The organism is Mesorhizobium sp. WSM3873, assembly GCF_001672445.1.
Taxonomy (GTDB): domain Bacteria; phylum Pseudomonadota; class Alphaproteobacteria; order Rhizobiales; family Rhizobiaceae; genus Mesorhizobium.
In genome coordinates, this window is record NZ_LYTM01000013.1 from 48,349 (window position 1) to 73,825 (window position 25,477).

Sequence of the window (25,477 nt, forward strand, 5' to 3'; positions counted from 1 at the left end):
GCAGAAGATATTCAGGAAAAAAAATATGCTTGAGATCAAGAATTTGCATGCCCGCATCGTCGAGGACGGCACGGAAATCATCCGCGGCCTGAACCTGACGGTCAAAGCTGGCGAGGTCGCCGCCATCATGGGCCCGAACGGTTCGGGCAAGTCGACGCTGTCCTACATCCTTGCCGGCCGCGAGGACTACGAGGTCACCGAAGGCGACATCCTCTACAACGGCCAGTCGATCCTCGAAATGGATCCCGCCGAACGTGCCACCGCCGGCATCTTCCTCGCCTTCCAGTATCCGATGGAGATACCGGGCGTGGCGACCATGGAATTCCTGAAAGTCGCGATGAACGAGCAGCGCAAAGCGCGCGGCGAGGAGCCCCTGAAGGTTCCGGAATTCCTGAAGCGCGTGAAGGACGCCGCCGCTTCGCTCAACATGGACATGAACATGCTGAAGCGGCCGCTCAATGTCGGCTTCTCCGGCGGCGAGAAGAAGCGCGCCGAGATCCTGCAGATGAAGCTGCTCGAGCCGAAGCTCTGCGTGCTCGACGAGACCGATTCAGGCCTCGACATCGACGCGCTCAAGATCGTCGCGGATGGCGTCAACGCGCTGCGCTCGCCTGAACGCGCGATCGTCGTCATCACGCACTATCAGCGCCTGCTCGAGCATATCGTGCCGGACAGCGTGCACGTGCTCTACAAGGGCCAGGTGATCAAGTCGGGCGACAAGTCGCTGGCGCTCGATCTTGAAACCAACGGCTATGCCGGCGTGATCGGGCAAGCCGCGTGAGATGGGGCCAAGTGAGGCAAGAGCAATGAACATGCACGCACAGCCCCAGCGGACATTGGCCGAAACGGCGCTGATCGACGCCTTCGGCGAGCGGCTGTCGCTGCTGCCCGGCGACGGCGCGGTGATGGTCAAGCGCGACGACGCGATCGAGGCGATCAAGCACGGCCTGCCGACGCGCCGCGTCGAATCCTGGCATTATACGGACCTGCGCCGGCTGCTGACCTCGGTGCCGGCCTTCGAGGCCGGGGACATCGCAAAGGCGCTCGATCCGGTCCTCGACGGTTCGGCCGTTCTGCCGGTGCTGAACGGCGTTTCGAGCGCCAAGGCTCCCGAGATCGAAGGCGTCACGGTGGAGCGCCTGTCGGAGAAGCTCACCGACGGCAGTATCGCGCCGGGGCTCGATCGCTATGGCGCCGATGACGCAATCGGCGCGCTGAACACCGCCTTCGTCGCCGACGGCTATTTCGTCGACATCGCCGACGGCACCGAGCTGGAAAAGCCGATCGAGCTGCAGAACCTCCAGGCCGGCGGTCAGACGCATGTGCGGCTCCTGGCACGTGTCGGAGCCGGCGCCAAGGCAATCATCGTCGAGCGCCAGACGGGCGAGGCAAGCGAAGACGGCGAGGCGCTTGTCAGCTCGGTCAGCCAGCTCGTGGTCGGCGACGGCGCCGAGGTGACCTGGCTGATCGTGCAGGAGCAGCCGGACACGGCAACGCACCTTGCCCAGTTCAAGGCGCATATCGGCAAGGACGCCAAGCTGACGGTGTTCGTGATGAACGCCGGCGGCAAGCTGGTGCGCCAGGAAGTCGTGGTCAGGACGACTGGCGAAGGCGCCGATTTCAAGCTGCGCGGCATCAACCTTCTGGCCGGCGACACGCATACCGACACCACCATGGTGCTCGATCATGCCGTGCCGCACACCGCCTCGACCGAAGTGATCCGCAACGTTGTGACCGGCAAGGCGCGGGGTGTCTTCCAGGGTCGCATCAACGTCCACCAATACGCGCAGAAGACCAACGCCAAGATGGCGTGCAACACGCTGCTCCTGTCGGACGAGGGTGAGTTCTCGACCAAGCCGGAACTGGAAATCTTTGCCGACGACGTCGTCTGCGGTCACGGCGCGACAGTCACCGAGATTGACCACAACCATCTGTTCTATCTGATGGCGCGCGGCATCGACGAAAAAGCGGCGCGCGGCCTTCTGGTGAAGGCTTTCGTGGCGGAAGTGATCGAGGAACTGGACGACGAGGCGCTCGTCGACGCGCTCGAAGCGCGGCTCGACGCCTGGTTTTCGACGCACGGATAGCGCTTTCCCCCTTCTCCTACTTGGGAGAAGGTGAATTGGCGCGGAGCGCCAAGACGGATGAGGGGTGCTGGACGGAGTGAGGCGAAGCCTCGAAAGACCTTGTGATGGACCAGAAGATCGAAACCGCTCCCTACGACGTCGAGGCGATCCGCCACGACTTCCCGATCCTGTCGCGGCAGGTCTACGGTAAGCCGCTGGTCTATCTCGACAACGGCGCCTCGGCGCAGAAGCCGCAGGTGGTGCTCGACACGATCCAGCACGCCTATTCCCAGGACTACGCCAATGTCCATCGCGGCCTGCATTTTCTGTCGAATGCCGCGACCGATGCTTATGAGAAAGCACGCGAGACGGTACGCCGCTTCCTCAATGCGCCGAGCACCGACAACATCGTCTTCACCTCCAACACCACCTCGGCGATCAACACGGTCGCCTATGGCTACGGCATGCCGAGGATCGGCGAGGGCGACGAGATCGTGCTCTCGATCATGGAGCACCACTCCAACATCGTGCCCTGGCATTTCATCCGCGAGCGGCAGGGCGCGAAGCTTGTCTGGGTGCCGGTCGACGATCTCGGCGCCTTCCATATCGAGGAATTCGAGAAGCGGCTGACGAACCGCACAAAACTCGTCGCCATCACCCATATGTCGAACGCGCTGGGCACGGTGACGCCGATCAAGGAGATCGTGCGCATCGCGCATTCGCGTGGCATTCCCGTGCTCGTCGACGGCAGCCAGAGCGCCGTGCATATGCCGGTCGACGTGCAGGACCTCGATTGCGACTTCTTCGTCTTCACCGGCCACAAGGTTTACGGACCGTCCGGCATCGGCGTGCTCTACGGCAAGAAGCACATGCTGGAAGCGATGCGGCCCTTCATGGGTGGCGGCGAGATGATCGAGGAGGTGACGGAAGACATCGTCACCTACAACGAGCCGCCGCACCGTTTCGAGGCCGGCACGCCGCCGATCGTGCAGGCGATCGGGCTGGGCGCCGCGCTCGAATATATGGAAAAGGTCGGCCGCGAGCGCATCGCGGCGCATGAGGCGGACCTCAAGAATTACGCGCACGAGCGGCTGCGCACCATCAATTCGCTGCGCATCTTCGGCGACGCGCCCGGCAAGGGCGCCATCATCTCGTTCGAATTGCAGGGCATCCACGCCCATGACGTGTCGACGCTTATAGACAGGCAAGGCGTCGCGGTCCGCGCCGGCACGCATTGCGCCCAGCCGCTGCTGAAACGCTTCGGCGTAACCTCCACATGCAGGGCATCGTTCGGCATGTATAACACCAGGGCCGAAGTCGACGCTTTGGCCGATGCGCTGGAAAAGGCGCGAAAGTTCTTCGGGTGACGACCATGGAAGATGCGAGCACCACCGCAGAGACCGCGCCGGAAACGGCCGGTAACGGCCTCGTCTCAGCCTCGGCGATCCCGGCCGACGAGTTGGCGCGGCTGACCGACGATATCGTCTCGGCGCTGAAGACGGTCTACGATCCGGAAATCCCGGCTGACATCTACGAGCTCGGCCTCGTCTACAGGATCGACATCGAGGACGACCGGACGGTCAAGATCGACATGACGCTGACCGCGCCGGGCTGCCCGGTGGCCGGCGAGATGCCGGGCTGGGTCGAGAACGCCGTCGGCGCCGTGGAGGGGGTTTCGGGCGTCGAGGTCAACATGGTGTTCGACCCGCCGTGGACACCCGACCGGATGTCGGAAGAGGCGCAGGTCGCGGTTGGATGGTACTAGCCAGCGACCCCACTAAGGTTGGCTGGCTTGCAGCAAAGGTGAAACTTCACCATCTTAAAGGCAGACTCATTCCGCGGGCCTTGAACCCGCGCGAACGTGGAGAATGACATGGGACGCTTCGCCGTCATCACGATGACCGACAAGGCCGCGGACCGCGTGCGTGAGATCGTCGCTACGCGCGACAACGCGCATGGGATCCGTCTTGGCATCAAGAAGGGCGGCTGCGCCGGGATGGAATACACGGTCGATCTGGTCACCGAGCCGAACCCCAAGGACGATCATATCGAGCGCGACGGCGCGCACGTCTATGTCGCGCCGGAAGCGGCGCTTTTCCTGCTCGGAACCGAGATGGATTTCGAGCAGACGACGCTGCGAACCGGCTTCACCTTCAGGAACCCGAACCAGAGCTCGGCCTGCGGCTGCGGCGAATCCGTCGAGCTGAAGCCGGCCGATCTCAAGGCGCTGGCGGAGGCGCGCGCTTCAAGCGCTGCTTAGGTGAGCGCCGAGGCATATCGCTGGCGATGTGCCTGCTGTGACCAGGAGTTCACCGGACTTCCCACCGATATAGCCTTTGGCGCACCGGTGAATCCAGACGCGCTTGACGAGGTAGCTCGGTCGACCTTCCGCAAGAACGACGATTTTTGCGTGGTGAGCTACGCCACGGGGCAAACAGACCGCTTCATTCGTTGCCTGCTGCCCTTGCCCGTACCTCAGTTGTCCGAAGAGTTCTGTTTCGGTGTTTGGATGTCGGTCTCGGAAAGAAGCTGGAATGTCTATCGAGCCGGGTATGATAGCGGCCAATATGAGGACGAGCTCTGCTTCGGGTATTTGATGCACGACATTCCTGAATATCCGAGCTCGATGCACCTGCATGCCAATGTTGTGTTTCAGCCCGGCAATCTGCGTCCCAGGGTCTTTCTGCATGATGCAGACCACCCCTTGGTCGCCGCGCAGCGCGAAGGGGTGGATGTGAGGCAGATCGAGCGCTGGGTTGCGCTAACCCATCGCTCTTAGATGCAGGCTTAGTCCACCCACAAGCCGGTGCGCTTGTGCCAGTCGGCGATCGATTCTTCGGGATAGAGCTCGAACACCTTGTCGTTCCTGCCGATCGCCGGCTCGACCCAGCTCGCCTTGTATTTCAGCATCAGATGCACCTTTTCCGGCGGCTTCGGCAGGTCGCTGTCGATCGCCGAGGCGAAGGGGTGGACGAGGTCCGGCCAAGTCGGGTCGTAGAGCCAGAGCGCGGCGCCGCATTTCTTGCAGAAATTGCGCTCGCCGGTCGAGACCTCGCAGTGCGGATGCTCGTCGTCCTCGATCTCAGCGCGGTAGACGCCGAGATTGGGCTTGCCGGTGACCTTGAGCGTTTCGTTGTCGGCGCCGAGATTGATGGCAAAACCGCCGCCGCCCTGCTGCTTGCGGCAGATCGAGCAGTAGCAGAGCATGAACGGCACGGGCGTGTGACTTTCCACCTCGAAGCGGACGGCGCCGCAGCGGCAGGAGCCTTTGAGCAGGACAGGCATGGCGCGAAACTCCATTTCATGTCTCAACCTGTCAGCATGCTGTTGGTTGCTGCGATGACAAGGCCCACGCCGGATGAGATGCTTGCGGCATGGACAATGACCGCCTCGAAGAATTGTTCGAGAGCCTGGGGCCGATCAGCATCCGAAAACTGTTCGGCGGCAAGGGCATCTATTGCGACGGCGTCATCGTCGCGGTCGTGGTGCGCGGCGAACTGATGCTGAAGGCCGACGAGGAGACGATCCCCGAATTCGAGGCCGCCGGCTGCAGCCAGTGGACCTATACGGGCTCGCGGCACGGCAAGGAGGTGGCGATGCCCTATTGGAGCGTTCCCGACAGCGCCTTCGACGATCCCGACGAAATGGCGGTCTGGGCGCGGCGCGCTTATGAAGCGGGGCGGCGCGCGGGCAGATAAGGCCTACAGCGCCTTCGCTATCTCCGCCGCCAGCCGCGCATTGTTCTCGACCAGCGCGATGTTGGTCTTGAGGCTGCGGCCGCCGGTGAGCTCCAAGATCTTCGACAGGAGGAACGGCGTCACGGCTTTGCCGGTGATGTTCTGCGCTTCGGCCGCCTTCTGCGCGGCTTGGATGTAGCCGTCCATCTCGGCTGCCGGGATCTCGTCGCTCTGCGGCACCGGATTGGCGACTAGTATGCCGCCGCCGAGGCCCAGCGCCCGCCGCGTACGGTAGAAATGCGCGATATCTTCAGGCGCATGCAGCGTCAGCGGCGCACGGAAGGGCGATTGCCTGGACCAGAAGGCGGGCATGGTCTCGCAGCCATGGCCGATGACCGGCACGCCGCGCGTCTCCAGCACTTCCAGCGTCTTTTCGACGTCGAGGATCGCCTTGGCGCCGGCCGAGACGACGACGACCGGCGTGCGCGCCAGCTCGTCGAGGTCGGCCGAGATGTCAAAACTCTTTTCGGCGCCCTTGTGCACCCCGCCGATGCCGCCGGTGGCGAAGACCTTTATGCCGACCATGTGCGCGGCGATCATGGTGGCGGCCACGGTGGTGCCGCCGGTGCGCTTTTGGGCGACGGCAAAGCCGATATCGGCACGCGACAGCTTCATGGCGTCGCCGGTCATGGCAAGCGATTCGCGCTCGCCATCGGACAGGCCAATCTTGATGCGGCCATCGACCACGGCGATCGTCGCCGGCACGGCGCCGCCCTCGGCGATGATCTGCTCGACCTTGGCGGCCATCGCGCCATTGTCGGGGTATGGCATGCCGTGGGTAATGATGGTGCTTTCCAGCGCCACCACAGGCCGCCCGGCGGCAAGCGCCTCCGCCACTGGCGGATGAATGTCGATGAAGGGGCGGGCGGTCTCGGGCGTCATGTCCGTTCTCCACTCCGGAGAAAACTCCGGCAAGATAGTTTGTGGCCCTATGCCACCACCCGCGCCTCGTGCACAAGGGCAAGCGCCTGGCCAAAACTGCCGGCGGTGAAAGACGGTACCGCCTCGGCGCTCTCAATGGCGAGCATCGCTGCGGCAACACCTTCGCGCAGTGCCCTCCGCAAAGGGAGCCCGCGCAGCAGCGCGGCAACCGTGGCTCCGGTCAGGGCGTCGCCGGCGCCGGTCACGTCGGCAACTCGTCGCGGGGCGGGCGGGTCGATGGCGAAGACGCCCGATTGGTCGAAGCCGAGCACCGGAGCACTGCCGGCCGTGATCACGCCTGCCGTCAAGCCCAGTCGCCTGAGTTCCCCGACAAGATCGCGGCCGGAGATATCCGCACCAGCCAGCGCCGCCGCCTCTCGGCGGTTCATGAACAGCAGCGAAAGATTGCCGAGCAGCGGCGCTAGCCGCACCACCTTGGCTGGCGAGACGGCGATGGCGAAAACCGGTCTGTCGCCGGCTTGCGCAACCAGGCGCTCGAGGGCCGCCGTCGGCAGGTTCGCGTCGCAGAGGATCGCGTCTGCCTCGGCGATCGCCTCGCGCACCTTGGCGCGGCGGATCTGCTTGGGGAAGGCGAGGTCGTAAAGGCCCATATCGGCAAAGCCGACGATCAGCTCCCCCTCGCTGTCGATCAGCGCAGTGTAGCTCGGCGTCGTGCGGTCGAGGAACACCGCCGAAAGGTCGGCGATGCCGGCCTCGTCGATCGCCGATGCGACGGTCTCACCCGCCGCATCGCCGCCGCGCACCGAAAGCAGCGAGGCCGAGACGCCGCGCTTCACAATGCTGCGCAGCGCGTTGAAGACGCCGCCGCCGACATCCTCGCGCATGATGCCGGGATTGGATGCGGCGGGCACGTAAGGGCCCGAGACCTGGCCGCGCCGGTCGATATGGGCGCCGCCCAGCGCTAGGATGTTTGGGGATGTCGGCATGCCGCGGAGGTGACCTCGTTGATTGTTTGCGTGCGCACACTAGGTTTCCGCGCATCGCCCCGCAATCGGGTCGCGATTCGGGCCGCCCGGATATCGAGATCTCGCTTGGATCAGCAGCACTGGTTCACGCCATCTCTAGTGAGACAAAAATAGAACAAATCCAGATATTGTTTGTTTTCCAGCCATTTGCTGCCTCTTGCCAGATGAGAACAAAAAAGGTACAAACTGGCAGGGATCACGGATTGTCCGGCCTTCATTGACGACCAAGGGGTGATGTATCATGGCTCAGAATAGTTTGCGGCTTGTAGAGGATAAGGCAGTGGACAAATCAAAGGCTCTGGATGCGGCGCTGTCGCAAATCGAGCGCGCTTTCGGCAAGGGCTCGATCATGCGGCTCGGCGCCAATGAGCAGGTGGTCGAGATCGAAACCGTGCCGACGGGATCGCTCGGGCTGGACATCGCGCTCGGCGTTGGCGGGCTGCCGCGCGGCCGCATCATCGAAATCTACGGGCCGGAAAGCTCGGGCAAGACGACGCTGGCGCTGCACACGGTTGCGGAAGCCCAGAAGAAGGGCGGTATCTGCGCCTTCGTCGATGCCGAGCACGCGCTCGATCCGGTCTATGCCCGCAAGCTCGGCGTAGACCTCGAAAACCTCCTGATCTCGCAGCCCGACACGGGTGAGCAGGCGCTGGAGATCTGCGACACGCTGGTGCGCTCCGGCGCCATCGACGTTCTGGTGGTCGATTCGGTGGCGGCACTGACGCCGCGCGCCGAAATCGAGGGCGAGATGGGCGATGCGCTGCCCGGCCTGCAGGCCCGCCTGATGAGCCAGGCGCTGCGCAAGCTGACCGCGTCAATCTCGCGCTCCAACACCATGGTCATCTTCATCAACCAGATCCGTATGAAGATCGGCGTCATGTTCGGCTCGCCGGAAACCACGACCGGCGGCAACGCGCTGAAATTCTACGCCTCGGTGCGCCTCGACATCCGCCGCATCGGCTCGGTCAAGGATCGCGACGAAGTGGTCGGCAACCAGACCCGCGTCAAGGTGGTGAAGAACAAGCTGGCTCCGCCCTTCAAGGTGGTCGAGTTCGACATCATGTATGGCGAGGGCGTGTCGAAGACCGGCGAGCTCGTCGATCTCGGGGTCAAGGCCGGCGTGGTCGAGAAGTCGGGCGCCTGGTTCTCCTACAATTCGCAGCGTCTCGGTCAGGGCCGTGAGAACGCCAAGCTTTTCCTGCGCGACAATCCGGACACGGCGCGCGAGATCGAGCTGGCGCTGAGGCAGAATGCCGGGCTGATCGCCGAAAAATTCCTCGAGAACGGCGGCTCCGAAGGCGGTGACGACGGCTTCGAGGACGAGGCTGGCGCGATGTAGGCACTGCCGGAGTTCGGCCATAATCCGGATCCATTATCTAAAGCTGATGTAATCGAGTTCCCTAGTACTGCGTCCGAACCGCCGGCCTTCGTGCCGGCGGTTTGCGTTTGGGGGCGAGGGCACAGGCCGCCCAGCCGGAGGATTGGCCTGGTTCCGTGTTTCTGGACAGGGTCAAGAGCTACGGCTAAAAGGCCAATCTACCTTCTGACACACGAAAGCCCATTTGCCGCCGGCCTGGCCGGCGGTTTTCGCGAAAAGGCAGTATCCATGAGTGGCGTGAACGAGATCCGGTCGACATTCCTCGACTATTTCCGCAAGGAGGGTCATGAGATCGTCGCCTCCAGCCCGCTGGTGCCGCGCAACGATCCGACGCTGATGTTCACCAACGCCGGCATGGTGCAATTCAAGAACGTGTTCACCGGCCTGGAGAAGCGGTCCTATTCGCGCGCCGCGACCGCGCAGAAGAGCGTGCGCGCCGGCGGCAAGCACAACGATCTCGACAATGTCGGCTACACCGCGCGCCATCTCACCTTCTTCGAGATGCTCGGCAATTTCTCGTTCGGCGATTATTTCAAGGAGCGCGCGATCGAGCTTGCCTGGAACCTGATCACCAAGGAATTCGGCCTGCCGAAGGACAAGCTTCTGGTCACCGTCTATCACACCGACGACGAGGCGGCCGGTTACTGGAAGAAGATCGCCGGCTTCTCGGACGATCGCATCATCCGCATCCCGACCTCTGACAATTTCTGGGCGATGGGCGACACCGGTCCCTGTGGTCCGTGCTCGGAGATATTCATCGATCGCGGCGAGCATATCTGGGGCGGTCCGCCCGGCAGCCCGGAGGAGGACGGCGACCGGTTCCTCGAATTCTGGAACCTGGTGTTCATGCAATATGAGCAGGTGACGAAAGACGAGCGCATCGACCTGCCGCGCCCGTCGATCGACACCGGCATGGGCCTGGAGCGCATGGCTTCGATCCTTCAGGGAGTGGAGAGCGTCTTTGAGACCGACCTGTTCCGGCATTTGATCGATGCGGCATGCTCGGCGCTCGGGCACGGTCACAACCAGGAGAACGCAGCATCCTTCCGCGTGATCGCGGATCATTTGCGCTCGTCATCCTTCCTGGTGGCCGACGGCGTGCTGCCCTCCAATGAAGGCCGCGGCTATGTGCTGCGTCGCATCATGCGTCGTGCCATGCGCCATGCGCAACTGCTCGGCGCCAAGGAGCCGCTGATGTGGAAGCTGGTGCCGGCGCTGGTGCGCGAGATGGGCCAGGCCTATCCGGAACTGGTGCGTGGCGAAGCGCTGATTACCGAGACGCTGAAGCTCGAGGAGACGCGCTTCCGCAAGACGCTGGTCCGCGGTCTCGGCCTGCTTTCGGAGGCGACGGAACAGCTGCACGCCGGCGACATGCTGGATGGCGAGACGGCCTTCAAGCTCTACGACACCTATGGCTTCCCGCTCGACCTGACGCAGGATGCGCTGCGCCAACGCGACATCTCGGTCGATCTTGCCGGCTTCACCGCTGCGATGGAGCGGCAGAAGGCGGAAGCGCGCGCGCACTGGGCGGGGTCGGGCGAAGCGGCGACCGAGACGGTCTGGTTCCCGGTGCGCGAGCAGACCGGCGCCACCGATTTCCTCGGTTACGAGACGGAAGAGGCGGAAGGCCTGATCCAGGCCCTGGTCAAGGATGGCAAGATCGTCGACAGCGCCGGGCAGGGCGACGCGGTTGCCGTCGTCGTCAACCAGACGCCATTCTATGGCGAATCCGGTGGCCAGATGGGCGATACCGGCATGATTTCCGGCGACGGCTTCTCGATCGAGGTCACCGACACGCAAAAGAAGGCCGACGGGCTTTTCGTGCATTTGGGCAAGGTGACGCGCGGTACGATCAAGACCGGCGCTGCCGTGGAGCTAAAGGTCGATCACGCGCGCCGTTCGAAGCTGCGCGCCAATCACTCCGCGACGCATCTCATCCACGAGGCGCTGCGTGAGGTGCTGGGCACCCATGTCGCGCAGAAGGGTTCGCTGGTCGCGCCTGATCGCCTCCGCTTCGACATCTCGCACAACAAGCCGATCTCGGCCGAGGAGCTCGAGGATGTCGAGCGCATGGCCAACGAGATCGTCGTGCAGAACAGTCCGGTGACGACGCGGCTGATGTCGGTGGACGATGCTATTGCCGAGGGCGCGATGGCGCTGTTCGGCGAGAAATACGGCGACGAGGTGCGCGTCGTTTCGATGGGCACCGGCCTGCACGGCGCCAAGGCCAACCGTCCCTATTCGGTCGAGCTCTGCGGCGGCACGCATGTCAGGTCGACCGGCGATATCGGCCTTGTGCGCATCCTGTCGGACAGCGCGGTCGCCGCCGGCGTGCGCCGCATCGAGGCGCTGACCGGCGAGGCGGCCCGCAGGCATCTCGACGAGCAGGACAAGCGCCTGAAGGCAGCCGCGGCGACTTTGAGGATTTCGCCGGCCGACGTTCCGGCGCGTGTCGAGACTTTGCTCGAGGAGCGCAAGAAACTCGAGAAAGAGCTCAGCGAGGCGCGCAAGAAACTGGCCCTTGGCGGCGGCGCGGCCGTTGCCGATGCTCCGGCCACCAACGAGACGGTTGCGGGTGTCGGCTTCCTCGGCAAAGCGGTCAGCGGTGTCGCGCCGAAGGACCTGAAGCCGCTTGCGGATGCCGGCAAGAAGACGCTGGGCTCCGGCGTGGTCGTCTTTATCGGCGCCGGCGAGGACAACAAGGCGAGCGTGGTGGTCGGCGTCACCGACGACTTGACCGGCCGCTTCAGCGCTGTCGATCTCGTCCGTGTTGCGTCCGCCGCGCTTGGCGGGCAGGGCGGCGGCGGGCGCCCTGATATGGCGCAAGCCGGCGGCCCCGACGCCTCCAAGGCGGACGACGCCATCGCGGCGGTAAAGGCGGCGCTCGAAGCCGCGTAAGCCCGCTACAGGGCTTCAATTTAAGCCAGTTCCACCTTCTCCGAGGGTAGCGCTGCCCCTCATCTGGCAGCCGCCATCTTCTCCCCGTCGAACGGGGAGAAGGGCGCTGTCACCGCGATTTTCGCCAATCGCCGGCGTCGCGCCCAGCCTCTTTCTCCTCATTTAGGCCCGTTTACGGGGAGAAATGCCCGGCAGGGCAATGAGGGGCACGCCGGCGTCGAGGACGTTCACTCGAATCAGGCGGCTTTCTCGGTTCGCGCAAAGCTCGGGCGAACGGCAACGCGTCCATACCAATCCCGGATTTCTGGAAACCGCGCAAGCAGCTTTCGCCCTTCGGCGACCTTGAGGAAATAGCCGATAATCGACGCCGCGTGCAGATCGGCCAGGGTCAACTGATCGCCGAGCAGCCAGGGGCCCGGGGTGCTCAATGAAACAAGCGTCCGCAGCACCGTCTCCGCCTGCGAAATCCCCCGCGCGATCAAGGCTTCGTCCGGCGGCGCCTTTTCCAGCCGCTCGACGGCGACATTCCAGACCATGGCCCGGTAAGCGTAGGCATCGAGCATGCCGATGATCTGGTTCATCCGCGCCCGACAGCGCGTATCGCTGGGCTGCAGGGCCGGACCGGCGAAGGCCTCGTCGATGTAGCGTGCAATCGCACCGGTCTCGAAGAGCCGAAAACCGTCATGCTCGAAGGCCGGAATGCGGGCGAACGGATGATGCTCCAGATACCAGGGCGGAATGCCTTCGGCCGCGAAGATGTCGAGAGGGACGAGCTCGTAATCGACGCCCTTTTCCTCCAGCGCCATTCGCGCGATGCGGACATAGACGCTGTAGTGGGCGCCGTAGAGAAGAGGCTTTGCCACTTCATTCCTCTTTGCCTTGGCTGTCCCGTATCCAGACGCGCAGCGTGCCGGTGGTCTGAAAGCCGCAGGTCAGTGCGTCATCCAGCCCGCCGCCGCGTTCATACCCGACTAGCGCGCGACTTTCAGCAAACGTATTGGCTGCGGCTCGCACAGCGTCTCGATAGGTCGGATTGCCATCCGTGGCAAAGACATTTGACAACCCGATCACGAGCTCGGATCTATTGGCTATGCAGCCGGCGGTGAAGCCGTCGGCCGTCCGTCGGCCAAGGATGGCGATGGCGGGGTCGGCCAGAACTGCAGTCGGAAAGAGACGGCCGCTGGAGCGACCTGCGCCACCCGTCCAGGCAAGTTCCCACATCTCCAAGCTGGCTGCGTCCCGAACGCGTTCCCAACCGGAGGGGGTCGTCGTTGGACGACTTAGGTCCATCCAGATCCAGCTTGCTTCGAAGAGTTGGCTGAACCCGAGCGGTCGGAGATCCAGACGGCAGAACCCATCCTTGACCGAAAAGCTGGCGGCAAGAACAGATCTCAGTCTGGTTATTTCTGCAAGTTGGATCGGTACGTCATCGGCATCCAACGTGGCGGCATTGGGGTAGTAAAGAGGTGCTTGCTCGTCGCTGGACCAGGCGGAGCAGCTCCTCCGGTCGCTTAGCCCGTGCACCTTGAAAATAGCCTGGCAGAGGTCGGCATTGTTGCCAGCGCAAAGGCGGACCCTTTCGCTGGCAACAAGGCTCGGCACTTCTTACCCCATCGCCTTCTGCAGGTTCTCGTCGATCTTGTCGAGAAAGCCGGTGGTCGACAGCCAGGGCTGGTCGGGGCCGATCAGCAGCGACAGGTCCTTGGTCATGAAGCCGCCCTCGACGGTCTGGATGCAGACCTTTTCCAGCGTCTCGGCAAAGCGCTTGAGCTCGGCATTGCCGTCGAGCTTGGCGCGGTGGGCCAAGCCACGCGTCCAGGCGAAGATCGAGGCGATCGAGTTGGTCGAGGTTTCCTCACCCTTCTGATGCTGGCGGTAGTGGCGGGTGACGGTGCCGTGGGCGGCTTCCGCTTCCACGGTCTTGCCGTCCGGCGTCATCAGCACCGAGGTCATCAGGCCGAGCGAGCCGAAGCCTTGCGCCACCGTGTCGGATTGCACGTCGCCGTCATAATTCTTGCAGGCCCAGACATAGCCGCCCGACCATTTCAGGCTGGAAGCGACCATGTCGTCGATCAGGCGGTGCTCGTACCAGAGTTTTCTCGCCTTGAACTCGGCCTCGAATTCCTTCTCGTAGACTTCCTGGAAGATGTCCTTGAAGCGGCCGTCATAGGCTTTGAGAATGGTATTCTTGGTCGAGAGATAGACCGGGAAGTTGCGCAGCAGGCCATAGTTCAGCGAGGCGCGAGCGAATTCGCGGATCGACTCGTCGAGATTGTACATGGCCATGGCGACGCCGGCGCCGGGCGCGTCGAAGACGTCATGCTCGATCACCTTGCCGTCTTCGCCGACGAACTTGATTGTCAGCTTGCCCTTGCCCGGGAAGCGGAAGTCGGTGGCGCGGTATTGGTCGCCGAAGGCGTGACGGCCGACGACGATCGGCTTGGTCCAGCCGGGCACCAGGCGCGGCACGTTCTTCATGATGATCGGCTCGCGAAAAATGGTGCCGCCGAGGATGTTGCGGATGGTGCCGTTGGGCGACTTCCACATTTTCTTCAGCTTGAATTCCTCGACGCGCTGCTCGTCGGGCGTGATCGTCGCGCATTTCACGCCGACGCCGTATTTCTTGATTGCGTTGGCCGAGTCGACGGTCACCTGGTCATTGGTGGCGTCCCGGTTCTCGATCCCTAGATCGAAATAGTCCAGCTTGATGTCGAGATAGGGGTGGATCAGCTTGTCCTTGATGAACTGCCAGATGATGCGGGTCATCTCGTCGCCGTCGAGCTCGACGACCGGGTTCGCCACCTTGATCTTCGCCATGGAAAAATGCCTCGTTGCTGGGGATCTGAACGGCCTTGCCCGTGGCTTCGGCCGAGGTTGGGCAGCGTATATCAAAGCCTTTTTGAGCGCGCAAACCGCGATCAGCCGATCGCAGACCGGTGTCGCGCTTGTGAATGCTTCATTTTCAGGCCCGGATGTGGCAGGGGACGCCGAAACGCCGCAAACCCCATGTACGGAGAGCCATGCCAGCCGCAAACGACACCGCCAAGACCGCCGGACCGGCGATCATCCTTGTCGAGCCGCAGCTCGGCGAGAATATCGGCATGGTCGCGCGCGCCATGGCGAATTTCGGCCTTTCGGAGCTGCGCCTGGTCAATCCGCGCGACGGCTGGCCGAGCGAGAAGGCGCGCGCCGCCGCCAGCCGCGCCGACCACGTCATCGATGCGACAACGGTGTTCGACGACCTTGCCTCGGCAGTGGCCGACCTCAACTTCGTCTTCGCCACCACCGCCCGCGAGCGTGACGGCTTCAAGCCGGTGCGCGGTCCGGTGGATGCGGGCAGGGCGCTCCGGGCCCGCGAGCAGGCGGGGCTGAGCACCGGAATTCTGTTCGGCCGTGAACGTTTTGGCCTCTACAATGAAGAGGTTGGTCTGGCTGACGAGATCGTCACCTTTCCCGTCGATCCTGGCTTCTCATCGCTCAACATCGCACAGGCCGTGCTTTTGATGTCCTATGAATGGATGAAATCCGGCCTTGCCGAAGAGACCGCGACCAACTTCGCCGGACCGGAGCTCGTTCCGGCGACCAAGGAACAGCTGCACAGCCTGTTCACCTATCTCGAAGGCGCTCTCGAGGCGCGCGGCTATTTCCGCCCGGAAGAGAAGAGGCCTAAGATGGTCGACAATCTGCGCGCGGTGCTGACGCGGGCGGGATTCGCTGAGCCCGAGTTGAAGGTGCTGCGCGGCATCATCTCGTCGCTCGACAGGTTTTCGCCGGCAATGCCGCGCGGCGACGGCTCACCGGGGGATGATCCGAGGCGGGCGCCGGCTACGCGCAAACGAACAACGGACAAAGAAAGTTAAAATCCGTAAGCTCCGAACCTTCAAGGTAACCGAATATTATGCGGTTTGGTTCATCGTTCTCGAAACGATGGGGCAGCAGATGTTTACGTCCAATATTGGCCGTCTGCATTTCTTCTTCTATTCGCTAGGTCTGTTCATAGCGGAAGCGGTAACGATCGTGCTCTGCATTGCCGCAACGACCGGCTTCGCGGGGTTGATCAATTCGATGCCGGGTCCGTCGCGGCAAAGCCTGGCCGGCGCCGCGCTTGTTGTGTCGCTCGTCTTCGTCGCGCTGCGCGGCAACATCGCATGGCGCCGCAGCCGCGATGCCGATGGTTCAGGCTGGATCCTCTGGTCCTATATCGCCTTTTCCGGCATCTATGGATTGCTGCAGGCCGGAACGCTTCTGGTCATCGATTTCGGCAATCCTGAGAGCGCGCCCGGTGGCCTGAACCTGCTCGGCCTTGCCATATTCGGCCTCTGGTGCACGATCCTGTGGGCAAAGCCTGTGGCCGGCAGCAACATCGATGAGCTGACCGAGGCTTTCGACTTTGAAGGCTCGTTGCCGGCGGAGGCGCGCCCCGCGAGGGCGACAGCGAGCGTTGCTCCAGCTGCGCCACGGACTGCTGCGCAACCCGCGCGTCCGGCGCCGGCGCCGGTGCCGCAGCTGTTTGGCCGGGCGCGACCCGCCGGCTTCGGCAAGCGGGGGCTCTGAGTTGCGCAAAAGCTGCTGGCATCTGCCACTTCAAGACCATGATCGTTCAGGATAGAAGCGCGATTGGCCAAATCTCGGGTCAGCTTCTTCCTGTAGTCGGATGACAATGAACGATCGATCAAACCAGCGTCCGATCCTGATGTTCGATTCCGGTGTCGGCGGACTGACGGTGCTGCGCGAGGCGCGCGTCCTGATGCCGGATCGGCGCTTCGTCTATGTCGCCGACGACGCGGCTTTTCCTTACGGCGCATGGGAAGAGCCGGCGCTCAAGGAGCACATACTCGCCCTGTTCGGCAAATTGCTCGACCGTCTGCAGCCGGCGATCTCAGTGATCGCCTGCAACACCGCCTCGACCCTGGTGATCGATGCGCTGCGGGAAAAATTTCCCGGTCATCTTTTTGTCGGAACGGTGCCCGCGATCAAGCCGGCGGCCGAGCGCACGCGGTCCGGCCTGGTTTCGGTGCTGGCGACTCCGGGCACGGTGAAGCGCCAGTACACGCGTGACCTGATCAGCAAATGGGCGCAGACATGCCATGTCCGGCTCGTCGGCAGCGACAGGCTCGCCGCATTGGCCGAGATCTATATGCGCGAAGGTTTTGTCGACGAGGAAGCCGTGCGCGCCGAGATCGCGCCCTGCTTCATCGAGCACGACGGGCAGCGCACCGACATCGTCGTGCTCGCCTGCACGCATTATCCGTTCCTCGCCAACCGCATGCGCAAGACCGCTCCCTGGCCGGTCGACTGGATCGATCCGGCGGAAGCCATTGCCCGGCGCGCCATGTCGCTGCTGCAGCCTATCGGCGAACCGTCGGGCGAGACCGAGCCCGATATCGCCCTCTTCACCTCTGGTAAGGTGGATTTCGCCACGCGCAGGCTCATCCAGGGCTTTGGGCTGACCTCGCGCTAGCTGGAACTGCGATAGCGCCGCAGCGTTTCTCTTCCCACCACCGCACAGGGAGAAATCGCATGCCAGCCAAATCGCAAGCGCAACAGAAGGCAGCCGGCGCAGCCCTTTCGGCCAAGCGCGGCGAGACCAAGAAAACCGAGCTTAAGGGTGCTTCGCGCGAGATGTACGAGTCCATGAGCGAGAAGCAACTCGAGGAGTTCGCCGAGACCAAACGCAAGGGACTGCCTAGCAAGAAGTCCTGACTTTGTGGCTGCCTGGCTCTCAAGTTGGTGCCTGGATAGAAACCCGTGGCATGCCACGACGTGGCGGATCTGCGTGCGGCCATGCCAATGCCTGCCATCGCCGGCTCCGGCGTCATGACGGCAGAATGGTTGAGCCGGTGCGTCGCCGACACGAGCTTGACACCGGTTAAATCTCTGTTTAACAGGGCCACCAACACCGGGCGGCGACGTCCGGTGGTTTCTTTTGCATGGGCAAGACCTCACCGGAAGCCACTCTGTCGGCGGTCTTGTTCGAACTGACGTGTCCCGTGGGTTTTCCGTCGCGTTGCGTGGGAAACCCTGTCAGGCCTCGAAAACGGAGGCCAGAGGAGGGCGCGTTTCCTTCACCCGGAGCCAAGGGGTTCCGGGTATATCGTTTTGAAAGGGAATGCGATGAGCAAGCGCGAATCCGCGAAATACAAGATCGACCGCCGTCTCGGCGAAAATATCTGGGGCCGTCCGAAGTCCCCGGTCAACAAGCGCGAATACGGTCCCGGCCAGCATGGCCAGCGCCGCAAGGGCAAGCTTTCCGACTTCGGCCTGCAGTTGCGCGCCAAGCAGAAGCTCAAGGGCCACTATGGCGATGTTTCGGAAAAGCAGTTCCGTAAGGTCTATGAGGAGGCCAACCGCCGCAAGGGCGACACCTCCGAGAACCTGATCGGCCTGCTCGAGTCGCGTCTCGACGCGATCGTCTATCGCGCCAAGTTCGTGCCGACCATCTTCGCGGCCCGCCAGTTCGTCAACCACGGCCACGTCAACGTCAACGGCAAGCGCACCAATATCGGTTCGTACCGCTGCAAGCCGGGCGACGTCATCGAGGTGCGCGAGAAGTCGAAGCAGCTCGTAATCGTGCTGGAATCGGTAGGCTTGGCCGAGCGTGACGTGCCGGACTATATCGAGGCCGACCACAACAAGATGACCGCGACCTACAACCGCGTTCCCGGCCTGGCGGATGTTCCGTTCGCCGTCCAGATGGAACCGAACCTGGTCGTCGAATTCTATTCGCGCTGATCCGACCAATCGGCGACACCCATCCAAGGCCGCCCTCGAGGCGGCCTTTTCTTTGTTTGTCGCGTCGGCCACGGCGGCAATTCCACCCTGGTCATTTTTTTAGCCGCAATTCCGCGACGGCTAGTGATTCCACTTGGCTGCAAAATGCTCTAAGCGAAGCGGCAACAGAACCGTGGGCACCTGCGCCATGAATATGCTGCCAAACGTCAAATCGCTTGAGCCGATCGCCGACGAGCCGGAAGGCGGATTCCATCCGCTGTTCCGCGACGTGCCATCCTCGGTCGAGTTCAACAAGCTGCGCAAGCGGCTGCTGCGGCTCACGCGCCAGGCGATCGAAGACTTCGCCATGGTCAAGCCCGGCGAGCGCTGGCTGGTGGCGCTCTCCGGCGGCAAGGATTCTTATGGCCTGCTTGCCTTGCTGCTCGATCTCAAATGGCGCGGGCTGCTGCCGGTCGAGCTGCTTGCCTGCAATCTCGACCAAGGTCAGCCGAATTTCCCGAAGCACATCCTGCCGGACTACCTCGGCGCCAACGGCATTGCGCATCGCATCGAGTACCAGGACACCTATTCGGTGGTCACCGACAAGCTGCCCGAGGGCAGCACCTATTGTTCGCTCTGCTCGCGGCTGAGGCGCGGCCATCTCTATCGCATCGCGCGCGAGGAGGGTTGCACCGCGCTGGTGCTCGGCCACCACCGTGAGGACATCCTCGAAACCTTCTTCATGAACCTGTTCCATGGCGGGCGTCTCGCCGCCATGCCGCCGAAGCTTCTCAATGACGAGGGCGACGTCATGGTTCTGCGCCCGCTCGCCTATTGCGCCGAGGCGGATCTCGAGAAATTCGCCAGTGCAATGAAGTTCCCAATCATCCCGTGCGATCTCTGCGGCAGCCAGGAAGGGCTGCAGCGCAACGCCATGAAGGCGATGCTCGACGATATCGAGAAGCGTATGCCTGGCCGCAAGGACACGATGATCCGCGCGATGACCAATGTGCGACCCTCGCATCTGCTCGACCGAAAACTGTTCGACTTCGCCGCGCTCGATGTGCGCCTTACCATGGGAAAAGACATTTCCGATGACGTTTGACATGCAAGCGATCGACTGGCTGGCCGAGCTTCTAGCTGACGCAGCCAGGGCCGAAATCATGCCGCGCTTTCGCCGGTTGGGCGAGGGCGATATTCGCCAGAAGACGTCCGCCGCCGATCTGGTTACGGAGGCGGACGTCAACGCCGAAAGGCTGATCACCGCCAGGCTGCGCGAGCGTTACCCTACAGCGATGATCGTCGGCGAGGAGACCTGCTCCGACAATCCGGCCTTGCTCAAAGGGCTCGGCGATGCCGCGCTGGCCTTCGTCATCGATCCGGTCGACGGCACCTTCAACTTCGCCTCCGGCGTGCCGCTGTTCGGCGTCATGCTCGGCGTCGTGGTCAACGGCGAGACGGTTGCCGGCATCATCCACGACCCGATCGGGAAGGACTGGCTGATCGGCGCCAGGGGGGCGGGCAGCCATATCCGCCACGCACATGGCGCGCTGGACAGGGTGCGGGTCGCCGAGCCGGTGCCGATCTCCGAGATGACCGGCGCGATCTCGTGGCAGTATCTGAAGGAACCGGAGCGCTCGCGGCTCGCCCGCAACCACACAAAGGCGCTGTCGCAGTTTGGCTATCGTTGCGCCGCGCACGAATACCGGCTGCTGGCGAGCGGCCATGCGCATTTCGTCGTCTACAACAAGCTGATGCCGTGGGACCATCTGGCCGGCGTGCTGATCCATCAGGAGGCCGGTGGTTATGCGGCGCGGATCGACGGCGATGCTTATCTGCCGTCGCATGTCGACGGCGGGTTGTTGGTGGCGCCAGACAAGGATAGCTGGCACGAACTGCGGCGCGAGCTCTGGGCGGAATAGGATCGATTGCGCCAGCGGGGGCCAGCCGGTCGGCTGGAAGATGTCGACCTACAACCTCACGCAAATCCGGAGATGTAAATGAGCATCCGGTCCGCGATGGTCGCTCTGGCTCTCGCCCTCGCCGTGACGATCACGGGTGCTGACGAAGCAGCGGCACGGGAGCGCGCCTGCGGCAGTCGCGATCCCGTAAACTCCATAGCGGAAATGTCGGCTGCCATTTACGCCTGCTGGCGGCCGCCTCGCGGAACTGCCGGTCTGTCCTTGACCCTTCGGTTCTCGCTCCGCCGAGACGGAACGCTCATTGGCAAGCCGCGCGCGACCTTCTCCGCACTCGGATCGAACGACGCATTGAACAGAGCCTTCGTTGCCTCGATCCTCGAGGCTCTCGATAAGGCCCTGCCGTTACCCTTTACCGAGAGCATGGGCGAGGCGATCGCAGGGCGCATACTTTCGCCCCGCTTCACGGCTGCGCTGGAGCGAAAATCCTGACCGCCTGGCCGTAGGCGAGGTCTCACACCGGCGGATTGTGGGGCTGGAACAGCCTTCCGCGCTCGGCGATCAGGATCATCAGCAGGGCGGCGAGGGAAACGCTGCAGAAGCCGGCGGCCAATGGCGTGACCGTGCCGTTATAGGCCTGGCCTATCAGCGTTCCGAGCAGGCCGCCGAGAAAGGTCTGCATGAAGCCGAGGATGGAGGACGCCGTGCCGGCAAGCTCGCCGAGCGGCTCCATCGCAAGCGCGTTGAAATTCGCGCCGAGACAGCCGAACGGAACCATCGCGCCGGCAAAGAAGGCGATGAACAGCCAGAGCGGCATCTCGATCTCCAGCGAGACGACGAGCCAGACAAGGCTGATGGCGAGGAAGAGCAGCAGCGCGCTCTGCGACAGGCGGCGCATGCCGACCTTGCCGACGAGCCGCGCGTTGAGGAAGTTCGAGAAGGCGAGCACGCCCGCGACGCCGGCGAAGATCAGCGGAAACAGCTCGCCGACATGGAAGACTTCGAGATAGATCTGCTGCGCGGAATTGATGAAGCCGAACATGGCGCCGAAGATGAAGGTGCTGGCAAAGGCATAGCAAAGCGCGATGCGGTTGGTGAGCACGATGCGGAAGCCGCCGACGACGGCGTTGACGGTTAAGGGCCGCCGGTATTCCGGATGCAGCGTCTCCGGCAAGCGCAACAGTGACCATGCCGACACGATCAGCGCGCCGACCGCCATGGTGACGAAGATCCAGTGCCAGGTGGCGAAAAGCATGATGAACTGGCCGATGCCGGGCGCGACGACCGGTATCGCCATGAACACCATGAAGATCAGCGACATGACCTCGGCCATGCGGCGGCCCTCGAAGGTGTCGCGCACGATGGAGACAGCGATGACGCGGGTGGCCGCCGCGCCGATGCCTTGCACGACACGGCAGGCGAGCAGGGTGGCAAAGGTCGGAGCAACAGCAGCGGCCGCTACCGCCGCCACATAGATGATCAGGCCGGCGACAAGCGGCGCACGGCGGCCGAAACGATCGGAAACCGGACCGAAGAAGAGCTGACCGGTGCCGAAGCCAAGGATGTAGGCTGTGATCACATACTGGCGGTGGTTTTCATTCTCGACGCCGAGCGAGGCGCCGATCTGCTGCAGAGCCGGCAGCATGATGTCGATGGCGAGCGAATTGAGCGCCATCAGCGCCGCGCAGAGCGCAATGAATTCCCAGCGCGGAATGGGCAAGCTTTTTGCCGACTGCTGCGCTAGTGCCTGATTGTCCACGGCAAAATCCGATCAATCAAACGAACATGCGCCGGTCGACCGGCGCATCAATTCGTCTCGTTCTCGAGTTCGAAAACCCAAAGTGCCGAGGTCGGGCCCGGATGTCACCGCGCGGCCGGCTGGGCCGGCCAGCGCGAGCTCAATCAGGCGGCGCCTTTGACGCTGACGCCTTTTTCGACCAGGAAATCCTGCAGCTCGCCGGCCTGGAACATCTCGCGCACGATGTCGCAACCGCCGACGAACTCGCCCTTGACATAGAGCTGCGGAATGGTCGGCCAGTTGGAATAGTCCTTGATGCCCTGGCGCAGCTCGGCCGAGGTCAGCACGTTCACGCCTTTGTAGTCGACCCCGACATAGTCGAGGATCTGCACCACCTGGCCGGAGAACCCGCACTGCGGGAAGCCGGGGGTGCCCTTCATGAAGAGCACGACGTCGTTGCTCTTCACTTCGCTGTCGATGTAGTCGTTGATGCCGCTCATGGGGTATCCTTTCACGCCTGTGGGAGTCAGGCTCGAAGCATGTCCATCAAATAAACCCATAGGTTGGCTGAAACAAGACGTTAGCCGCGACGCACCCGAAATGGCGCAAAGCTTTGGTCCGCCATTGGGCCAAATCCGCCAGCCGGAACTCTTCCCACAGGCGGGCCGGCAGGCCGGATTATCTTGTCCCGGTGCCGCTGCCCGGTTTCCCAGCTGCGCACGCGCCAGAATTATAGCTATAGCTAAATCTTGAAGCATGCGCTATCCTTGCCAGTGCCTTGGAGGAACGCGGATATGCGCGAAACGAAATCGCTGCTGGAACAAAAGCTCGATCGAAGGCTGCTTCTGGCCGGTGGCCTGGCGGCCGGCGGCACGGCGGTGATGGCGACCGCGGCGCGCGGGCAGACCGACCACGCCGGTCACGGAACGCCAGGGGCGGCCGAACCGCAGCCGGCGCACCTGTCCGCGCATGGGGCGATGATCACCGTCGGCGAGGTCGAGGATAGCCGCAACGGATTCGATCCAGTGAAGCTGCTGAGCGACTGGGAGACCGGGACGGTGTCGACGCTGCCGGACGGGCGGACACTGCGCAGCTTCGAGGTCACGGCCGAGGACAAGGAGATCGAGATCGCGCCCGGCATCCTGTTCCCCGCCTGGACCTACAATGGCCGCGTGCCGGGGCCGACGCTGCGGGCCACCGAAGGCGATCGCTTGAAGATCGTCTTCCGCAACAACGGCTCGCATCCGCATTCCATGCATTTCCACGGCATTCATGCAGCACGGATGGACGGCGTTCCCGGCGCCGGTCTGATCGGGCCGGGCGAGGAGTTCGTGTACGAGTTCGACGCCAGGCCGTTCGGCTGCCACCTCTATCATTGCCATGCGCTGCCGCTGAAGCGGCACATCCAGAAAGGTATGTACGGCGCCTTCATCATCGATCCCGATCCCGCCAGGCATCCGGAGCACGAGGCGGTCGCCCGCTCGCGCCTGCTCGGCACGCCGGAGAATGCCGGCTGGCAGGAATTCGTAATGGTGATGAACGCCTTCGACACCAATTTCGACAACGAGAACGAGGTCTATGCCGTCAACACCGTCGCCCATGCCTACGCGAAGAAGCCGATACGGGTGCTGAAGGACAAGCCTGTCCGGATCTATCTCGTCAACGTGGTCGAGTTCGACCCGATCAACTCCTTCCATCTGCATGCCAATTTCTTCGACTACTACAATCAGGGCACGACGCTGACGCCGACACTCAGGACCGTCGATCTGATCACCCAGTGCCAGGCCGAGCGCGGTATCCTCGAGTTCCATTTCAGGGAGCACGAGCCAGGCCTCTACATGTTCCATCCCCACCAGTCGGAGTTTACCGAACTCGGCTGGTCGGGCATGTTCGACGTCGTGGAGGCCTTGTCGTGACCGATGTCAGTAGCACCTCCCGGGATACACAGGCCGGTCGGCCGCGCTGGCTCTCTCTGCTCTGGATAGTACTGCCGCTCGCCGTGCTCGGGCTCGCGGTTGCGTGGATGGTCTCTTCCGACCCGTTGGCCAGCTTTCGCAACGGCGCGCCGCCGGTCGAGAACCTGACCTTCGAGCGGACAATTATCGGAAACGACGGCATTCGAATCCTCGTGCGGGCCGGTGGGTCGGAACCGATGACGATCGCACAGGTCCAGGTCGACGACGCTTACTGGCAGTTCACGCAGGATCCGCCGGGGCCGATCCCGCGCGGCGCAACGGCATGGATCAGCCTGCCATACCCCTGGGTGCTGGGGGAGGCGCATGCGATCAATGTCGTAACCAGTACCGGGACAACATTCGGGCACGATATCGCCGTCGCCGTACCCACACCGACGCGCAGTTCACCTAGCTTTGCCGCGCAAGCGGTGCTCGGCGGCTTTGTCGGCATCCTGCCCGTGGCGATCGGCCTGATGTTCTATCCGGCACTACGCGGGGTCGGGCGGAACGGCATGGACTTTCTCCTGTCGATGACCGTCGGTCTGCTCGCCTTCCTTTTCGTCGACACGCTCGAGGACGCGTTCGAACTGGCTGGCGAAGCAGCCGCCCTGTTCCAGGGGTCGACCATGATCGTACTCGCAGCCACCGCCAGTTTCCTTCTGCTCATGGCGGCAGGCCGGCGCAGCGGGACACCGACCGGGCTGGCGCTTGCCACCTTCATCGCACTCGGCATCGGCCTGCACAATCTCGGCGAGGGGCTGGCGATCGGCGCCGCCTTCGTTTCGGGCGCAGCCGGGCTCGGCACGTTCCTGGTGCTTGGCTTCACCTTGCACAACATCACCGAAGGCATCGCCATCGCCGCCCCGATCCTGAAGCAGCGACCGCCGCTCAGGACCTTCGCCATGTTGACGCTGCTCGCGGGAGGTCCGGCCGTCGTCGGCCTATGGATCGGCAGCCTCGCCTATGCGCCGCAATGGTCGGCGCTGGCGCTGGCGATCGGCGCCGGAGCGATCCTGCAAGTGATCGTCGAGATGGTTTCGCTGCAGCTTCGCCAGCGCCCCGATGGCTCGCGCGCCTTGCTCGCACCGGCTGCGATGGCCGGGCTGACAGCCGGGGTCGGCTTCATGTACCTCACGGCGATGCTGGTAAAGATCTGAACAACCGCGGC

The 25,477-nt window shown here is 63.4% G+C and carries 27 protein-coding genes; 19 read left to right on the forward strand and 8 right to left on the reverse strand.

Translation table 11 applies throughout. The features are described 5' to 3' along the window. Positions 1 to 25: 25 nt before the first annotated feature. From sufC to A9K71_RS11815, 6 genes are all read left to right on the forward strand, one after another. Entirely contained in the window at positions 26 to 781 is a 756-nt protein-coding gene (gene sufC / locus A9K71_RS11790) for a Fe-S cluster assembly ATPase SufC (RefSeq protein ID WP_066995090.1), read from the forward strand. Between the two features lie 25 nt (positions 782 to 806). Next, a complete protein-coding gene (gene sufD / locus A9K71_RS11795; RefSeq protein WP_066995093.1) occupies positions 807 to 2,087 on the forward strand; it encodes a Fe-S cluster assembly protein SufD in 1,281 nt (426 codons plus the stop codon). 104 nt (positions 2,088 to 2,191) lie between these two features. Beyond that, positions 2,192 to 3,433, forward strand: a complete 1,242-nt coding sequence (locus A9K71_RS11800) for a cysteine desulfurase (protein WP_066995096.1) — start codon at positions 2,192 to 2,194, stop codon at positions 3,431 to 3,433. Positions 3,434 to 3,438: 5 nt separating this feature from the next. Further along, positions 3,439 to 3,831 (forward strand): SUF system Fe-S cluster assembly protein, encoded by a 393-nt coding sequence (locus A9K71_RS11805; RefSeq protein ID WP_066995299.1) that lies wholly within the window; start codon positions 3,439 to 3,441, stop codon positions 3,829 to 3,831. 108 nt (positions 3,832 to 3,939) lie between these two features. Next, positions 3,940 to 4,326: a Fe-S cluster assembly scaffold SufA gene (sufA, locus tag A9K71_RS11810; RefSeq protein ID WP_066995098.1), complete on the forward strand. Its 387-nt coding sequence runs from the start codon at positions 3,940 to 3,942 to the stop codon at positions 4,324 to 4,326. Then, positions 4,327 to 4,845: a DUF2199 domain-containing protein gene (locus A9K71_RS11815; protein ID WP_082980469.1), complete on the forward strand. Its 519-nt coding sequence runs from the start codon at positions 4,327 to 4,329 to the stop codon at positions 4,843 to 4,845. Between the two features lie 8 nt (positions 4,846 to 4,853). On the opposite strand, the gene A9K71_RS11820 is transcribed toward A9K71_RS11815, so the two are convergent. After that, complete coding sequence (locus A9K71_RS11820) at positions 4,854 to 5,351, reverse strand: GFA family protein (RefSeq protein WP_066995302.1); 498 nt, start codon at positions 5,349 to 5,351, stop codon at positions 4,854 to 4,856. Positions 5,352 to 5,440: 89 nt separating this feature from the next. On the opposite strand from A9K71_RS11820, the gene A9K71_RS11825 reads away from it, so the two are divergent. Next, a complete protein-coding gene (locus A9K71_RS11825) occupies positions 5,441 to 5,764 on the forward strand; it encodes a TfoX/Sxy family protein (protein WP_066995104.1) in 324 nt (107 codons plus the stop codon). Positions 5,765 to 5,767: 3 nt separating this feature from the next. Here the strand turns inward: A9K71_RS11825 and A9K71_RS11830 are convergent, their stop codons facing one another. Both A9K71_RS11830 and A9K71_RS11835 read right to left on the reverse strand, forming a co-directional pair. Beyond that, positions 5,768 to 6,685, reverse strand: coding sequence for a pseudouridine-5'-phosphate glycosidase (locus A9K71_RS11830; RefSeq protein ID WP_066995107.1), 918 nt, complete (start codon positions 6,683 to 6,685; stop codon positions 5,768 to 5,770). Positions 6,686 to 6,732: 47 nt separating this feature from the next. Further along, positions 6,733 to 7,671 (reverse strand): carbohydrate kinase family protein, encoded by a 939-nt coding sequence (locus A9K71_RS11835; RefSeq protein WP_066995110.1) that lies wholly within the window; start codon positions 7,669 to 7,671, stop codon positions 6,733 to 6,735. Positions 7,672 to 7,951: 280 nt separating this feature from the next. Here A9K71_RS11835 and recA point away from each other — a divergent pair, with 280 nt between their 5' ends. Together recA and alaS are read left to right on the forward strand one after the other, a co-directional pair. After that, positions 7,952 to 9,049, forward strand: a complete 1,098-nt coding sequence (gene recA / locus A9K71_RS11840; RefSeq protein WP_059185132.1) for a recombinase RecA — start codon at positions 7,952 to 7,954, stop codon at positions 9,047 to 9,049. 267 nt (positions 9,050 to 9,316) lie between these two features. Next, on the forward strand, positions 9,317 to 11,986 hold the full coding sequence (alaS, locus tag A9K71_RS11845; RefSeq protein ID WP_066995113.1) for an alanine--tRNA ligase: 2,670 nt from the start codon (positions 9,317 to 9,319) through the stop codon (positions 11,984 to 11,986). A gap of 236 nt (positions 11,987 to 12,222) precedes the next feature. Here the strand turns inward: alaS and A9K71_RS11850 are convergent, their stop codons facing one another. Genes A9K71_RS11850 through A9K71_RS11860 form a run of 3 tightly spaced genes read right to left on the reverse strand, consistent with a single transcriptional unit; the run spans position 12,223 to position 14,803 of the window. Then, entirely contained in the window at positions 12,223 to 12,849 is a 627-nt protein-coding gene (locus tag A9K71_RS11850; RefSeq protein WP_066995117.1) for a glutathione S-transferase family protein, read from the reverse strand. A gap of 1 nt (position 12,850) precedes the next feature. Further along, positions 12,851 to 13,588 (reverse strand): hypothetical protein, encoded by a 738-nt coding sequence (locus tag A9K71_RS11855; protein WP_066995121.1) that lies wholly within the window; start codon positions 13,586 to 13,588, stop codon positions 12,851 to 12,853. A 3-nt stretch (positions 13,589 to 13,591) separates the two neighbouring features. Continuing rightward, positions 13,592 to 14,803 (reverse strand): NADP-dependent isocitrate dehydrogenase, encoded by a 1,212-nt coding sequence (locus A9K71_RS11860; protein ID WP_066995124.1) that lies wholly within the window; start codon positions 14,801 to 14,803, stop codon positions 13,592 to 13,594. 203 nt (positions 14,804 to 15,006) lie between these two features. Here A9K71_RS11860 and A9K71_RS11865 point away from each other — a divergent pair, with 203 nt between their 5' ends. The 8 genes from A9K71_RS11865 (at position 15,007) to A9K71_RS11900 (ending at position 21,108) form a co-directional block, all read left to right on the forward strand. After that, complete coding sequence (locus tag A9K71_RS11865; RefSeq protein ID WP_066995127.1) at positions 15,007 to 15,846, forward strand: RNA methyltransferase; 840 nt, start codon at positions 15,007 to 15,009, stop codon at positions 15,844 to 15,846. 79 nt (positions 15,847 to 15,925) lie between these two features. Next, the gene (locus A9K71_RS11870; RefSeq protein ID WP_156752643.1) at positions 15,926 to 16,540 is read left to right on the forward strand and encodes a hypothetical protein; all 615 of its coding nucleotides are present in this window, start codon (positions 15,926 to 15,928) and stop codon (positions 16,538 to 16,540) included. A 106-nt stretch (positions 16,541 to 16,646) separates the two neighbouring features. Then, positions 16,647 to 17,447, forward strand: coding sequence for a glutamate racemase (gene murI, locus A9K71_RS11875; RefSeq protein ID WP_066995305.1), 801 nt, complete (start codon positions 16,647 to 16,649; stop codon positions 17,445 to 17,447). A 59-nt stretch (positions 17,448 to 17,506) separates the two neighbouring features. Continuing rightward, the gene (locus A9K71_RS11880; RefSeq protein WP_066995133.1) at positions 17,507 to 17,689 is read left to right on the forward strand and encodes a DUF3008 family protein; all 183 of its coding nucleotides are present in this window, start codon (positions 17,507 to 17,509) and stop codon (positions 17,687 to 17,689) included. A gap of 411 nt (positions 17,690 to 18,100) precedes the next feature. Continuing rightward, on the forward strand, positions 18,101 to 18,718 hold the full coding sequence (rpsD, locus tag A9K71_RS11885; protein WP_066995136.1) for a 30S ribosomal protein S4: 618 nt from the start codon (positions 18,101 to 18,103) through the stop codon (positions 18,716 to 18,718). A gap of 187 nt (positions 18,719 to 18,905) precedes the next feature. Then, positions 18,906 to 19,802 carry a tRNA 2-thiocytidine(32) synthetase TtcA gene (ttcA, locus tag A9K71_RS11890; RefSeq protein WP_066995139.1) on the forward strand — a complete coding sequence of 299 codons (897 nt, stop codon included), beginning with the start codon at positions 18,906 to 18,908 and terminating at the stop codon, positions 19,800 to 19,802. After that, positions 19,792 to 20,619 (forward strand): inositol monophosphatase family protein, encoded by an 828-nt coding sequence (locus A9K71_RS11895; RefSeq protein ID WP_066995142.1) that lies wholly within the window; start codon positions 19,792 to 19,794, stop codon positions 20,617 to 20,619. Before ttcA ends, A9K71_RS11895 begins: the two co-directional genes overlap by 11 nt. 78 nt (positions 20,620 to 20,697) lie before the next feature. Then, the gene (locus A9K71_RS11900) at positions 20,698 to 21,108 is read left to right on the forward strand and encodes a hypothetical protein (RefSeq protein WP_066995145.1); all 411 of its coding nucleotides are present in this window, start codon (positions 20,698 to 20,700) and stop codon (positions 21,106 to 21,108) included. Positions 21,109 to 21,130: 22 nt separating this feature from the next. Here the strand turns inward: A9K71_RS11900 and A9K71_RS11905 are convergent, their stop codons facing one another. Both A9K71_RS11905 and grxD read right to left on the reverse strand, forming a co-directional pair. After that, entirely contained in the window at positions 21,131 to 22,330 is a 1,200-nt protein-coding gene (locus A9K71_RS11905) for a multidrug effflux MFS transporter (RefSeq protein ID WP_066995308.1), read from the reverse strand. A gap of 188 nt (positions 22,331 to 22,518) precedes the next feature. Then, positions 22,519 to 22,854 (reverse strand): Grx4 family monothiol glutaredoxin, encoded by a 336-nt coding sequence (gene grxD / locus A9K71_RS11910; RefSeq protein WP_066995148.1) that lies wholly within the window; start codon positions 22,852 to 22,854, stop codon positions 22,519 to 22,521. A gap of 294 nt (positions 22,855 to 23,148) precedes the next feature. Here grxD and A9K71_RS11915 point away from each other — a divergent pair, with 294 nt between their 5' ends. Beyond that, complete coding sequence (locus A9K71_RS11915) at positions 23,149 to 24,270, forward strand: multicopper oxidase domain-containing protein (RefSeq protein ID WP_066995151.1); 1,122 nt, start codon at positions 23,149 to 23,151, stop codon at positions 24,268 to 24,270. Further along, a complete protein-coding gene (locus tag A9K71_RS11920; protein ID WP_066995154.1) occupies positions 24,267 to 25,466 on the forward strand; it encodes a ZIP family metal transporter in 1,200 nt (399 codons plus the stop codon). The genes A9K71_RS11915 and A9K71_RS11920 overlap by 4 nt, the downstream gene beginning before the upstream one ends. Positions 25,467 to 25,477 lie beyond the last annotated feature (11 nt).

Coding starts and splice junctions, on each gene's coding strand:
- grxD (WP_066995148.1), bottom strand. CDS start 22,854: ATGAGCGGCATCAACGACTACATCGACAGCGAAGTGAAGAGCAACGAC.
- murI (WP_066995305.1), top strand. CDS start 16,647: ATGAACGATCGATCAAACCAGCGTCCGATCCTGATGTTCGATTCCGGT.
- A9K71_RS11915 (WP_066995151.1), top strand. CDS start 23,149: ATGCGCGAAACGAAATCGCTGCTGGAACAAAAGCTCGATCGAAGGCTG.
- ttcA (WP_066995139.1), top strand. CDS start 18,906: ATGAATATGCTGCCAAACGTCAAATCGCTTGAGCCGATCGCCGACGAG.
- sufC (WP_066995090.1), top strand. CDS start 26: ATGCTTGAGATCAAGAATTTGCATGCCCGCATCGTCGAGGACGGCACG.
- A9K71_RS11865 (WP_066995127.1), top strand. CDS start 15,007: ATGCCAGCCGCAAACGACACCGCCAAGACCGCCGGACCGGCGATCATC.
- A9K71_RS11900 (WP_066995145.1), top strand. CDS start 20,698: ATGAGCATCCGGTCCGCGATGGTCGCTCTGGCTCTCGCCCTCGCCGTG.
- rpsD (WP_066995136.1), top strand. CDS start 18,101: ATGAGCAAGCGCGAATCCGCGAAATACAAGATCGACCGCCGTCTCGGC.
- A9K71_RS11880 (WP_066995133.1), top strand. CDS start 17,507: ATGCCAGCCAAATCGCAAGCGCAACAGAAGGCAGCCGGCGCAGCCCTT.
- A9K71_RS11895 (WP_066995142.1), top strand. CDS start 19,792: ATGACGTTTGACATGCAAGCGATCGACTGGCTGGCCGAGCTTCTAGCT.
- alaS (WP_066995113.1), top strand. CDS start 9,317: ATGAGTGGCGTGAACGAGATCCGGTCGACATTCCTCGACTATTTCCGC.
- A9K71_RS11820 (WP_066995302.1), bottom strand. CDS start 5,351: ATGCCTGTCCTGCTCAAAGGCTCCTGCCGCTGCGGCGCCGTCCGCTTC.
- A9K71_RS11825 (WP_066995104.1), top strand. CDS start 5,441: ATGGACAATGACCGCCTCGAAGAATTGTTCGAGAGCCTGGGGCCGATC.
- A9K71_RS11800 (WP_066995096.1), top strand. CDS start 2,192: ATGGACCAGAAGATCGAAACCGCTCCCTACGACGTCGAGGCGATCCGC.
- A9K71_RS11860 (WP_066995124.1), bottom strand. CDS start 14,803: ATGGCGAAGATCAAGGTGGCGAACCCGGTCGTCGAGCTCGACGGCGAC.
- A9K71_RS11870 (WP_156752643.1), top strand. CDS start 15,926: ATGTTTACGTCCAATATTGGCCGTCTGCATTTCTTCTTCTATTCGCTA.
- recA (WP_059185132.1), top strand. CDS start 7,952: ATGGCTCAGAATAGTTTGCGGCTTGTAGAGGATAAGGCAGTGGACAAA.
- sufA (WP_066995098.1), top strand. CDS start 3,940: ATGGGACGCTTCGCCGTCATCACGATGACCGACAAGGCCGCGGACCGC.
- A9K71_RS11835 (WP_066995110.1), bottom strand. CDS start 7,671: ATGCCGACATCCCCAAACATCCTAGCGCTGGGCGGCGCCCATATCGAC.
- A9K71_RS11805 (WP_066995299.1), top strand. CDS start 3,439: ATGGAAGATGCGAGCACCACCGCAGAGACCGCGCCGGAAACGGCCGGT.
- sufD (WP_066995093.1), top strand. CDS start 807: ATGAACATGCACGCACAGCCCCAGCGGACATTGGCCGAAACGGCGCTG.
- A9K71_RS11830 (WP_066995107.1), bottom strand. CDS start 6,685: ATGACGCCCGAGACCGCCCGCCCCTTCATCGACATTCATCCGCCAGTG.